General features: G+C 65.1%; 14 protein-coding genes and 1 pseudogene. 6 read left to right on the forward strand and 9 right to left on the reverse strand.

Going from position 1 to position 10,983, the window contains the following annotated elements; genetic code table 11:
• Nucleotides 1-249 precede the first annotated feature (249 nt).
• From EOA27_RS07695 to moaB, 4 genes are all read left to right on the forward strand, one after another.
• Nucleotides 250-1,107 (forward strand): S49 family peptidase, encoded by an 858-nt coding sequence (locus EOA27_RS07695; protein WP_042641437.1) that lies wholly within the window; start codon nt 250-252, stop codon nt 1,105-1,107.
• An 82-nt stretch (nt 1,108-1,189) separates the two neighbouring features.
• A complete protein-coding gene (locus tag EOA27_RS07700; protein WP_027164591.1) occupies nt 1,190-1,375 on the forward strand; it encodes a membrane protein in 186 nt (61 codons plus the stop codon).
• Nucleotides 1,376-1,400: 25 nt separating this feature from the next.
• A complete protein-coding gene (locus tag EOA27_RS07705; protein WP_126078609.1) occupies nt 1,401-2,294 on the forward strand; it encodes a 4-(cytidine 5'-diphospho)-2-C-methyl-D-erythritol kinase in 894 nt (297 codons plus the stop codon).
• Nucleotides 2,281-2,835: a molybdenum cofactor biosynthesis protein B gene (gene moaB, locus EOA27_RS07710; protein WP_126078610.1), complete on the forward strand. Its 555-nt coding sequence runs from the start codon at nt 2,281-2,283 to the stop codon at nt 2,833-2,835. The genes EOA27_RS07705 and moaB overlap by 14 nt, the downstream gene beginning before the upstream one ends.
• A 15-nt stretch (nt 2,836-2,850) precedes the next feature.
• Here moaB and EOA27_RS07715 read toward each other — a convergent pair whose 3' ends face one another.
• Complete coding sequence (locus EOA27_RS07715) at nt 2,851-3,354, reverse strand: glycosyltransferase (RefSeq protein WP_126078611.1); 504 nt, start codon at nt 3,352-3,354, stop codon at nt 2,851-2,853.
• Nucleotides 3,355-3,503: 149 nt separating this feature from the next.
• Here EOA27_RS07715 and EOA27_RS07720 point away from each other — a divergent pair, with 149 nt between their 5' ends.
• Both EOA27_RS07720 and EOA27_RS07725 read left to right on the forward strand, forming a co-directional pair.
• Nucleotides 3,504-4,658, forward strand: a complete 1,155-nt coding sequence (locus EOA27_RS07720; protein ID WP_126078612.1) for a PA0069 family radical SAM protein — start codon at nt 3,504-3,506, stop codon at nt 4,656-4,658.
• Between the two features lie 194 nt (nt 4,659-4,852).
• Nucleotides 4,853-5,548, forward strand: coding sequence for a ribonuclease HII (locus EOA27_RS07725; RefSeq protein WP_126078613.1), 696 nt, complete (start codon nt 4,853-4,855; stop codon nt 5,546-5,548).
• A 251-nt stretch (nt 5,549-5,799) separates the two neighbouring features.
• Here EOA27_RS07725 and EOA27_RS07730 read toward each other — a convergent pair whose 3' ends face one another.
• From EOA27_RS07730 to EOA27_RS42000, 8 genes and pseudogenes are all read right to left on the reverse strand, one after another.
• A complete protein-coding gene (locus EOA27_RS07730; protein WP_126078614.1) occupies nt 5,800-6,291 on the reverse strand; it encodes a F0F1 ATP synthase subunit B in 492 nt (163 codons plus the stop codon).
• 11 nt (nt 6,292-6,302) lie between these two features.
• A complete protein-coding gene (locus EOA27_RS07735; RefSeq protein ID WP_126062275.1) occupies nt 6,303-6,884 on the reverse strand; it encodes a F0F1 ATP synthase subunit B in 582 nt (193 codons plus the stop codon).
• Nucleotides 6,885-6,945: 61 nt separating this feature from the next.
• Complete coding sequence (locus tag EOA27_RS07740) at nt 6,946-7,170, reverse strand: F0F1 ATP synthase subunit C (RefSeq protein ID WP_027164582.1); 225 nt, start codon at nt 7,168-7,170, stop codon at nt 6,946-6,948.
• A 79-nt stretch (nt 7,171-7,249) separates the two neighbouring features.
• Nucleotides 7,250-8,011, reverse strand: a complete 762-nt coding sequence (locus EOA27_RS07745; protein WP_127255857.1) for a F0F1 ATP synthase subunit A — start codon at nt 8,009-8,011, stop codon at nt 7,250-7,252.
• A gap of 66 nt (nt 8,012-8,077) precedes the next feature.
• On the reverse strand, nt 8,078-8,470 hold the full coding sequence (locus EOA27_RS07750; protein ID WP_126078616.1) for an AtpZ/AtpI family protein: 393 nt from the start codon (nt 8,468-8,470) through the stop codon (nt 8,078-8,080).
• A gap of 290 nt (nt 8,471-8,760) precedes the next feature.
• Nucleotides 8,761-9,942: a cell wall hydrolase gene (locus tag EOA27_RS07755; RefSeq protein WP_126078617.1), complete on the reverse strand. Its 1,182-nt coding sequence runs from the start codon at nt 9,940-9,942 to the stop codon at nt 8,761-8,763.
• Nucleotides 9,943-10,113: 171 nt separating this feature from the next.
• Nucleotides 10,114-10,419 carry a hypothetical protein gene (locus tag EOA27_RS41995; RefSeq protein WP_245491049.1) on the reverse strand — a complete coding sequence of 102 codons (306 nt, stop codon included), beginning with the start codon at nt 10,417-10,419 and terminating at the stop codon, nt 10,114-10,116.
• Nucleotides 10,420-10,427: 8 nt separating this feature from the next.
• A pseudogene (locus EOA27_RS42000) lies at nt 10,428-10,928 on the reverse strand (MFS transporter); the annotation flags it as partial.
• Nucleotides 10,929-10,983 lie beyond the last annotated feature (55 nt).

The raw sequence follows: 10,983 nt of genomic DNA on the forward strand, positions 1-10,983 counted from the left end.
GGGAAACTGTCGATCCGCCCGCCGCTCGCCTTGCACGGACCATCCGGCAACGCGCCGACGGAGCGGACGGAAATGATCAACAACGGCCTGGCATCGCTGTTCGGCGATTGATCCTGGGCCGGCGATCCGGCATTGCCGTTGGCCGGCGAATGCCTACATGGCAGGCAAGGTGACATCGCGCCCGAAAGACATTACCGACTTGCCTGATCTCACCCTGCTCCTTTGCATCTTGTCCGGAGACACCCGTTCGTGAAACGCCTTTTCAACCGCCTGCTGCCGAAATCCTGGCGCTCGACAGTCGTCACCATTCCGGTCATCCGGCTGCAAGGCACCATCATGGCCGGCGGCGGCCAGTTCCGGCCGAGCCTGTCGCTCGCCTCGACGGCCGGCCTCATCGAAAAGGCGTTCGGCTTCGACGCGCCGGCGGTCGCCATCTCGATCAACTCGCCGGGCGGCTCGCCGGTGCAGTCGCGGCTGATCTTCAAGCGCATCCGCGACCTGGCGGCGGAGAAGAACAAAAAGGTGCTGGTCTTCGTCGAGGATGTCGCGGCTTCCGGAGGCTACATGATCGCGGTCGCCGGCGACGAGATCTTCGCCGATCCGTCCTCGATCGTCGGCTCGATCGGCGTGGTCTCGGCCTCGTTCGGCTTCCCCGAGCTGATGAAGAAGATCGGCGTCGAGCGGCGCGTCCACACCGCCGGCCAGAACAAGGCCGTGCTCGATCCGTTCAAGCCCGAGAAGAAGGAGGACGTGGAGCGGCTGAAGGCGTTGCAGCTCGAAGTGCACGAGACCTTCATCGACCTCGTCAAGGAGCGGCGCGGCAGCAAGCTGAAAGACGACCCTGACCTGTTCACCGGCCTGTTCTGGACCGCCAAGCGCGGCCTCGAGCTCGGCCTTGTCGATGCGCTGGGCGACATGCGCAGCGTGCTCAAGACCCGTTTCGGCGACAAGACGCAGCTCAAACTGATCAGCGCGCCGCGCGGGCTGTTCGGCCGTTTCGGCCTGTTCGGCTCGCGCTTCTCGGCGCCCGATATCGCCGCTGCCGCCGCAAACGGCGTCCTCGATGCGGCGGAAGAACGCGCGCTGTGGGCGCGCTTCGGGCTTTGAAAAAGCCATGATTGCGTCTAGCATGCCCGCTTGACCGACCCATCGGCCGGCCTTGCCGCGACAACGCGGGAGGAGTTTGGATATGCCGCAGATCATTTTCTTCGCTGTTGTCGGCGCCGCCGCCTATTTCGGCTACCGCGCTTTCGTGCGCGAGGCCGAGCGCGTGACAGCCAAGATCCGGCGCACCGAAAAACAGGCGGCGAACGGCACGATGGGCACGCTGGTCAAGGATCCCAAGACCGGCGAATATCGTCTCGCCAAGGACTGATCCCATCTCGCCAGCAGCCGACATCCTGGAGCCCGGCACAGAGGTCCGGACATGGCTTGCGCCGGCCAAGATCAACCTGGCGCTGCATGTCACAGGAAGGCGCGACGACGGCTATCATCTCATCGAGAGCCTTGCCGTGTTCACACGCTTCGGCGACCGGCTGGAAATCGAGCCGGCGGAGCAGGACGAATTCTCGGTGTTCGGCCGATATGCCGCCGGCCTGCCGCTCGACGACGGCAATCTGGTGGTGAAGGCGCGCGATGCCTTGCGCCGGGAAGCCGGCGTGCAGCGCACGCCGCCGGTCGCCATCCGGCTGGAGAAGAACCTGCCGGTCGCCTCGGGCGTCGGCGGCGGCTCCAGCGACGCGGCAGCCGCGCTCAACGGCCTGGCGCGGCTCTGGAAGCTCGATATCGACGAGATTTCGCTGGCGCGGATCGGGCTTTCGCTCGGAGCCGACCTGCCGATGTGCCTGAAGTCGAAGCCGCTGGTCGCGCGCGGCATCGGTGATGAAGTGTCGCCGCTCTCCGCGTTTCCGGCGCTTGGCCTCGTCCTGGTCAATCCGGGCGTCGCTGTCTCAACACCGGACGTGTTCAAGGCGCTCTCTCGTCGCGACAATGACGCGCTGCCGCCGCTGCCAAGGCGCCTCGACTTCCACGCCATCCGTAACTGGCTGGAAACGACCCGCAACGATCTCGAAGGCGCCGCTCAAGCCATTCAGCCCGCGATCGGCGAGGCGCTCAAGGCGCTCAAGCGCGCCGACGCCGCCTTCGCGCGCATGTCCGGCTCGGGCGCCACCTGCTTCGGCCTGTTCGAGACCGGCAATGTGGCCAAGCGTGCGGCGATCGAGATCCGCGCGCGTCATCCCGACTGGTTCGTGGCCGCCACGCGCAGCATGGAGGTGAGCGATGGCGAAGCTTGACGAGAGCCGACCCTTCATTCCGGTGCGCATCGCGGTGCTGACGGTATCCGACACGCGCAGCCTTGCCGACGATAAATCCGGCCAGACGCTGGCCGACCGCATCGCGGAAGCCGGCCATGCGCTTGCCGCGCGCGACATCGTCACCGACGACCGCGAAAAGATCCGCGACAAGGTCCTCGGCTGGTCGAAGGACGACAGCATCGATGTCGTCATCACCACCGGCGGCACCGGTTTCACCGGCCGCGACGTGACGCCGGAGGCGCTGGAGCCGATCTTCGAAAAGCGCATGGACGGCTTTTCGGAAGTTTTCCACCGCATCTCCTACGACAAGATCGGCACCTCGACGATCCAGAGCCGGGCGACCGGCGGCGTCGTCAACGCCACCTTCGTCTTCGTGCTGCCGGGCTCGCCCGGCGCCTGCAAGGACGCTTGGGACGGCATCATCAAGGCGCAGCTCGACTACCGTCACATGCCCTGCAACTTCGTCGAGATCATGCCGCGGCTGGACGAGCATCTCAGGCGGGGCGGCAAGCCCACTTAGTAAGGGGCGCAGGCGTCACTTCGGCGGCGCCACCCAGATTTCGGCGTTCAACCGCCTGGTCGCGAGACCCCGAGCCAGGGCCTCCGCACCGCGAGCGCTCTTTGCCAGAGCCGAGGCCTGGCGCTTGCTGATGACGAGACCCTCTGCCAGCGCCCGATTGCCCGAAAAAACACGCGCCAGGAAAGGCGCGCGGTCGGCCCGAGCGCGTGAAAAGCGTGCCGGCATCGTTTGCTTTGCCGTATGCGCGACAACCTCGTCGATCCAGCCTTCGGCCAGCCGGGCGCCGGGCTCCACAAGCAGCAGCCAATCGCCCTTTGCCTGGCTGATACCGGCGCCGAGCCCACCGCTCACATAATGGCAGCCGGCATGTTCGGCGACCCGATGCGTCTGGTCGGTCGAGCCTTGATCGCAGACGATGACGTCGCGCACGACGCCTTCGACCGCGCCGCCGACCAGCGAGGCGAGCGTGCGGGCAAGTCCCTCTTCGTCGTTGCGGGTTTCGATGAGAACGCTGAGCATGCCTAGCCGAATAGCGGAAAGCGGAGGCTAGCGCCAGTTTACGCTTCCAGTCGAAAAAGTTCTTGCTTTGTTCTCATCGGCAAAATAGGAATAGTTTCATGAACAGAGCGATTCGACAGCCTGCCGACAGTCCCTGGGAAAGGGCGAAAATGGAACAGATCGTGCGCGCCGACATTGCCGCTTTCGGAGCAGGCAGAGCCGAGATGGCGAACGCGATGATCGAGCAGAGCGGCATGCGCGTGCGGCCCGACCGCAATCGCGGCCGGTCGGCCGGCATCAATCCGTCCGGTCGGTTCGAGCCGGTCAGCCGGCATGTCTTCGATGACGGCTGGAACTCGCTGGAGGAGTTGCCGCCGTTCAAGACGGAAGTGCAGGTCGAGAAGCCGCGCACCATCATCACCCGCAACGAGTCGCCCGACATTTCCTTCGACCGTTCGATCAATCCCTATCGCGGCTGCGAGCATGGCTGCGTCTACTGTTTCGCCCGGCCGACGCATGCCTTCATGGGCCTGTCGCCGGGGCTCGATTTCGAATCGAAGCTGTTCGCCAAGCCGGATGCGGCGCGCATGCTGGACAGAGAGTTGTCGAAGCCGGGCTACCAGCCGCGCACCATCGCCATCGGCACCAACACCGATCCTTACCAGCCGATCGAGAAGCAGTACCGGATCATGCGCGAGATCCTCGAGGTGCTGGAGGCGCGCGGACATCCGGTCGGCATCGTGACGAAGTCGGCGCTGGTGACGCGCGACTTAGACATCCTGTCGCGCATGGCGGAGCGTGGCCTTGCCAAGGTGGCGCTGTCGGTGACCACGATGGACCGCATGCTGGCCCGCACCATGGAACCGCGCGCGTCGACCCCGACGAAGCGGCTAGAGGCGATCAGGCAATTGTCGGATGCCGGCATCCCGGCCTCCGTGATGGTGGCGCCGATCATTCCCGGCCTCAACGATCCGGAGATGGAGCGCATCCTCGATTCGGCGCGGGCCGCCGGCGCCCGGGAGGCCGGATACGTCATCCTGCGCCTGCCGCTCGAAGTGGCGCCGATCTTCAAGGATTGGCTGTTGCGGCATTATCCGGACCGGTACCGGCATGTGATGTCGCTGATCCGCTCGATGCGCGACGGCAAGGATTACGATTCCGAATGGGGCAAGCGCATGAAGGGCGCCGGACCCTATGCCTGGCAGATCGGCCGGCGCTTCGAGATAGCGGCCAAGCGCCTCGGCCTCAATGTCGAACGGCGGCAGCTTCGCATCGATCAATTCGTCGCAGGCTCCGGCGCCGGCGAGCAGCTGATGCTGCTGTGAAGATGGCACCGACCCTGACGGCCGGCGCCAAGCAGTTCCAGGCAAAGCGGTTTTCCGTCTAGAATTGCTCTTGTTTCAAGAATTCCGTCCGGCCCTTGTCCCCCGGCCGTGAGACGGTGCCCTCCCGGTCCGGCGCCCCACCCGACCCGGAGGGACTTGCGGAGAATCGGAGCCGATGCGAACCTCGCCGCACCATGGCTCGCGTGCGTTCCGATTCTCCGCTTCTCTTTGAAATGGTCGAGAAGCCCGACTTCTCGATCGAGACCAAGGCGATGGCCGACGGGCTGTGGCCGGTCGCCGGCATGGATGAAGCTGGCCGCGGTCCGCTCGCGGGTCCAGTGGTGGCTGCGGCGGTGGTGCTTAACCCCGCCAATATCCCGGAAGGCCTCGACGATTCTAAACGCCTCACCCATTTGCAGCGCGAGGCGCTGTTCCTGAAGATCCTTGGCTCGGCGCTCAGCGTTTCGATGGCCTCGATCAGCGCCGAAGGCATCGACAACAGCAACATCCTGAAAGCGAGTCTCGAGGCGATGCGCCGCGCCGCCGCGGGTCTCTCGCTGCAGCCGAAACTCGCCTTGGCCGACGGCCGCGACATCCCGCCAGGCCTCGCCTGCGAAGGCCGCGCGCTGATCAAGGGCGACCAGCGCTCGCAGTCGATCGCCGCCGCCTCGATCGTCGCCAAGGTGATGCGCGACCGCATGATGTGCGGCTGCGGCGGCCATCACGAGCATTACGGCTTCGAGGTGCATATGGGCTACGCGACGGTCCGGCACCGCACCGCCATCGAGGCGCATGGCCCGGTGGCGAGGCTGCACCGGACCTCGTTCGCGCCGTTCAGACTGGGTGGCGCCGAGGTGGTCGAGGAAGAGAGCTTGGCCGGGTTGGAGTGACGGCGACTGCCTCGATCCTTCGTCATCCTCGGGCTTGACCCGAGGATCATGCCGTGACCTCTTTCGTGGGGCGCAGCGGCGCAGAATTTTGTAATCGTTGCAACGCCTTAGCGTCACGGCATGGATCCCTAGGGTCTGCGCGCGTCGCTTCGCTCCTTGCTCCTTGCTCCGCCCTAGGATGACGAGCGTGCTACAACAAAAAAGCCGCCGGGTTGCCCAGGCGGCTTTGACTTCGAAACTTCGAAGTCAGCTCAGTTCAGCTTGGCCTTGACGTCATCCAGCGCCGACTTGAACAGGTCGGCACCGGCCTTGGCGTCAACCTTGGCGGCGAGCAGCACGCGGGCGGCCTCGACGGCGATGTCGACGGCCGAGGCGCGCACTTCGCTGACGGCCTCGCGCTCGGCCTGGCTGATCTTCTGCTCGGCAAGCGCGGTGCGCCGGGCGACATAGTCCTCGGTCTTCTTGGCCGCCTCGGAAGCAAGCAGCTCAGCCTCGCGCTTGGCGGCGGCGACGATGTCGGCGGCCTCCTTCTCGGCTTCCTTGCGCTTCTGCTGGTATTGGGCAAGCAGCTGCTGGGCCTCTTCACGAAGCTTGCGGGCTTCCTCGAGCTCGCCGCTGATCTTGGCCGCGCGGCCGTCCAGCGACTTGGTGAGCATGCCCGGCACCTTCAGATAGATGATGGCGCCGAGGAAGATGATCAGGGCGATGGTGGCCCAGAGCGTGGCAAGTGATGTGGCGTCCATGATCCCGCTCCTCACCGGCTCGCGGATTTGACCGCGGCCGCGATCTCGGACTTGTCGGCCTTGCCGCCGACAAGCGCCTCGACGATGGCCGACGTGGTATCCTCGGCGATCGTGCCGACTTCCTTCATCGCCTTGGCCTTGATCGAGGCGATGCTCGCCTCGGCCTCGCCAAGCTTCTTCTCGAGCTCGGCCTCGAGCTTCTTGCGCGTGCCTTCGGCGTCCGCCTTGGCGGCGTCGCTTGCCTGCTGGCCGATCTTGTTGGCGTTGGCCTTGGCCTCCGCCAGTTCCTGCTCATACGCGGCAACGGCGGCATCCGCCTCGCCCTTCAGCCTTGCGGCATGGTCGAGGTCCTGGGTGATGCGATCGTTGCGGACATCGATGATGCCGCCAAGACGCGGCATCACAACGCGCTTCAGGAACAGGTAGAAGAGCCCGAAGGTGATGACCAGCCACAGGATCTGCGACGGGAAGGTCTTGGCGTCGAACGGCGGGAACGCTTCATGCTCCGCGGCAGGCACTGCAGTGCCCGCATGCGTATCGCCCTCGGCCGCGGCCGGCGCTGTTTCTTGCGCATAGGCAGATGTCACGAACATCTCATTCCCCTGTCCATGGAACGGGGCCGCACCATGCGGCCCCTTTCGTCAGCTCTCAATCTTACTTGAAGACCAGGAGCAGAGCGATCAGGAGCGAGAAGATGCCCAGAGCTTCGGTCACGGCGAAGCCGAAGATCAGGCGGCCGAACTGGCCGTCGGCAGCCGACGGGTTGCGGAGCGCGCCCGAGAGGTAGCTGCCGAAGATGTTGCCGAGGCCGATGCCCGCGCCGCCCATGCCGATGCAGGCGATACCAGCGCCGATAGCAGCTGCTGCAGTTGCGTCCATTTCAAAACTCCTGTGGTTTGCTTGTTCGTTGCGGTTGGTACGTTGGGTATGCTGGCGCCGCGGCGCCGGTGAAAATCGATCAGTGGCTCGGGTGCAGCGCGTCGTTCAGATACATGCAGGTCAGCACCGCGAAAACGTAGGCCTGCAGGAAGGCGACCAGCAGCTCGAGGGCGGTCAATGCGACCGCCATGGCGAGCGGCAGGATGGAACCGGCGATGCCGACGGCGCCGAGCGCGCTGAGGCTGACGACGAAGCCCGAGAACACTTTCAGCGTGATGTGGCCGGCCAGCATGTTGGCGAAAAGACGAACCGAGAGGCTGACCGGACGCGAGACGAAGGAGATGACTTCGATCGCCACCACCAGCGGCAGAAGAAGACCCGGCACGCCATGCGGCACGAACAGCTTGAGGAAGCCCAAACCGTGCTTGGCGAAGCCGTAGACGACGACCGTGCCGATGACCATGATTGCCAGCGTGAAGGGGACGATGATGTGGCTGGTGACGGTGAAGAAATAGGGGAACAGGCCGATCAGGTTGGCGACCAGCACGAACATGAACAGCGAGAACACCAGCGGAAAGAACTGCATGCCCTGCTTGCCGGCGGCATCGCGCAGCATGTTGCCGACGAACTCATAGGCCATTTCGGAGACCGACTGCAGGCGCCCCGGGATCAAGGCGCGGCTGGCCGTGCTCCAATAGAGGAAAGCCGAGGCCAGCACGATCGTGACGACCATGAACAGGGAGGAGTTGGTGAACGAGACGTCGTAGCCGCCGATATGCAGCGGGATGATCGGATGGATCTGGAACTGGTGGATCGGATCGACCTTGTCAGCAGCAGCCACTTTAAATCCCCGTCAAAGCCACAATCGGCTTCTTAAGTTCACTTCAGCGCCGAGGGGGCGCCCACTTCATTCTTTCGGCTCGCGCGGCTTGCCGCCCTGACCGAATTCCGGTGCAAGCCCCGCCGAACGCAGGACATTGAGTATACCGGCGCCGAAGCCAAGCAGCAGGCCCACGATCAGACCCCAAGGCGCTGTTCCCGCCAGGCGGTCGATGATCCAGCCCAAGCCGACACCAACCACCACTCCGGCGATGAACTCGCTGGACAGTTTCAGCGCCTGACCGTAACCGGCCGCAGCTTTTGCTTCGTCTTTCCCCTCGAGCCGGTCCGTGCGCCTCGTCGCAAGCGATGCTTCGAGATCGCGCCGGCGGCGCTCAAGTTCGTCGTCGCGGATGGTGGCTTCTGGCTGCCTGCCGCGGCCGGTTTCTCCGGTTCCGTCTGGCCCGGTTTTGTCGGCCATCGCAACCCCCCCTGCCCGGGCAGACGATTGCCGTCCGTCCGCTTCTAAAGTCGCCGGCAACATAGTTAGAGGGTCCGCGCCCGTCAAGCCACGGGCCGAACTTCCAAGCGATGTATTTTTCGCTGTTAAAACAATGATTTATCGAGGTGCGACATCGTGCCCTTCACGCCCGCGTGAGGTGACGGTGCGAATCCTGGCGACAAGCCGCGTTCGCCGGGGCATGCCGGGCGCCGAAAGAAGGACAGCCGGGGGCGTCGTTTAGGCGGCTCGGCTCGAGCCGCCCAACCGGCTCAGCTCCAGCCGCCGCCATAGGTGCGGTAGAAGATGTGCAGGCCGATCCTGGTCATGCGCTGCATGGCGCGCGCCCAGCCGGGATGGACGTAGTTGGCATAGTAATGCGTCGACGAGCCGACCTCGGGAATGAAGATCTTGCCGGCGGTCACCGCCATGGCGACCTCCTGCGCGGTCTTGTAGGAAGCCTGGTCGGTGATGGTCTTCTTCCTGCCGTCGCAGGCGAAGGAGAATTGGCAGCGATTGAACCAGTCGTCGTTCTGGTAGACGACGCCGCAGATCGTCTTCGGATAGGCCGGGTTGCGGACGCGGTTCAGGATCACCTGGGCGACCGCCGCCTGGCCGCGGACGGGCTCGCTGCGCGCCTCGAAATAGATGCCCTTCGCAAGGCAGGCCTGCTCGGGCTTGGAAAAGACGCTGGCCGGCAGCGGGTTCTGCAGCCAGGCATGGTCGCCCTTGCCCATCGGCGGGATGAAACGGCCGTCATTCGGATCGTCCTGCAGCAGCGCCTCGAAGGGCGACGCCTTGGCATAGTCGGGCGCGGACTGGGCATAGGCGGTGGCGAGGATGTCCGGCTTGTCGTTGTTGACGAGGGCGACGAGCGCTGCCGGCAGATCCGGATCCGGCTTCTTGTCCTCGCGCAGATGGAAGGCTTGGGCGATCTGGACTTCCTTGCCCTTGATGCCGGGCTTGGCGAAGGTGAGCTTCAGGCCGCTGTCCATCGAGGGACGCAGCAGCGAGGAGGTGCGCTCGAAGATCGAGCCGGCGCTGAAATTCTTGGGCGGCGCGACGGGCGAGACCTGGACGAGGCGGCCCTTCTTGTCGGCGCGCACGACTCGATCTTCATCGGGCGTGACGCCCGCGGCGATGCCCTTGCCACGGAAGGCGACGGTGCCCACGCCCGGCAGATTGACGCCGGAGCCGGAGATCGAGCCGGTGGCGGTGGAATCGATGAACGGCATTTCTGCGGCATGCACGGAGCCGGCGGCGGATTTCTCGATATAGGCGTTCCAGCGGGCGCTGGGCGACTCCAGGCCGGTGATCAGGCTGGTCATATCCTGATAGGCGACGACCGACGGAAAGCCGATCCACATGCCGAGCCCGAGCACCAAAGGAGAAAGGAAGGAACGTCTTTTCGCAACGGCGGCGGCGGCAAGCCGCATGGAAATGCGTCGATGCACGGAACTCTCCAGAACACTACTGACCCCGGAGAGCCAAAATGAAGCATTAACCTTGATGCGGGGTTAACGACATCGATCATGTTCTTTTCATGTTTGAGAGAAGCCGGCTCGCTGTTTCCACAGCAAGCCGGTGAAGAATCGGGCCTGGCGGGTGCGTCGGGTTTGGATGAATCAGATCTGGCGCAGGAAGATCGGCCAGGCGAGCGCCGCGCAGATCGCGGCCGCGAGCCAAACGCCGGGCCATGCAAAAGCCACCAGCAGCCACGGAATGGCGATCGGCACCAGGCAGAAGCCGACGAACACAAAGCTGTTGGCGAGGCTGAGCGCGGTGCCGACATGGCCGGCGCCGGCAAGTGTGGCAAGCTCGGTATAGGCGACGCCGTGCCAGGCGGAGACGAATATGCCGGCGACGAGACCGCCAATGGCAGCAGCGGCAGCAGCGTGGGGATTGCGGCGGTGCCGATCACCAGCAGCCACAGCACCAGGAAGGCAAATGCGCTCAGCGCGCTGCAGACTTTCAGGAACGGGCGGCGGTTGCCGTGGCGGTCGGTGAAGCGGCCGCTCCAGACGCGCATCACCATGGCGCCAGTCTGCACGGCGGCGAGGCTGGTGCTGGTCACCCATGTGCCCATGCCGGCAAAGTCATGCAGAAAGACCGAGGCGAAGGTCAGCACCGCGACCTGCGGGAAGCAAAGCAGCCGAATGGCGCTCGAAATGCGCCAGACCTCGATGTTGCGCAAAGGCGCCGGGCCGGTTGTCGCCGCGGCGGCGTGACTGCCGCCTTCCACCGGCGGCTCGTGCAGCCAGCGCCAGGCGAAACAGGCCGAGAGCGCGGAGACGGCCGCAAGCAGGCCGAAGACCGCGGTAAAGCCCAGGGCCAGCGCCAGCGACGGCAGGACAAGCGCGCCCAGCCCGCCGCCGAGCGGCACCGCCGTCTGCCTGATGCTCATGGCGAAGCCGCGCTCGCCCTCGCCGAACCAGCCCATGATGGCGCGGCCGCTGGAGCCGTTGACGCTGCCGCCGAGCAAGCCGGCGACAAGC

Source organism: Mesorhizobium sp. M2A.F.Ca.ET.037.01.1.1 (assembly GCF_003998075.1).
Taxonomy (GTDB): Bacteria; Pseudomonadota; Alphaproteobacteria; order Rhizobiales; family Rhizobiaceae; genus Mesorhizobium.

Coding starts and splice junctions, on each gene's coding strand:
- EOA27_RS07700 (WP_027164591.1), top strand. CDS start 1,190: ATGCCGCAGATCATTTTCTTCGCTGTTGTCGGCGCCGCCGCCTATTTC.
- moaB (WP_126078610.1), top strand. CDS start 2,281: ATGGCGAAGCTTGACGAGAGCCGACCCTTCATTCCGGTGCGCATCGCG.
- EOA27_RS07715 (WP_126078611.1), bottom strand. CDS start 3,354: ATGCTCAGCGTTCTCATCGAAACCCGCAACGACGAAGAGGGACTTGCC.
- EOA27_RS07720 (WP_126078612.1), top strand. CDS start 3,504: ATGGAACAGATCGTGCGCGCCGACATTGCCGCTTTCGGAGCAGGCAGA.
- EOA27_RS07725 (WP_126078613.1), top strand. CDS start 4,853: ATGGCTCGCGTGCGTTCCGATTCTCCGCTTCTCTTTGAAATGGTCGAG.
- EOA27_RS07730 (WP_126078614.1), bottom strand. CDS start 6,291: ATGGACGCCACATCACTTGCCACGCTCTGGGCCACCATCGCCCTGATC.
- EOA27_RS07735 (WP_126062275.1), bottom strand. CDS start 6,884: ATGTTCGTGACATCTGCCTATGCGCAAGAAACAGCGCCGGCCGCGGCC.
- EOA27_RS07740 (WP_027164582.1), bottom strand. CDS start 7,170: ATGGACGCAACTGCAGCAGCTGCTATCGGCGCTGGTATCGCCTGCATC.
- EOA27_RS07750 (WP_126078616.1), bottom strand. CDS start 8,470: ATGGCCGACAAAACCGGGCCAGACGGAACCGGAGAAACCGGCCGCGGC.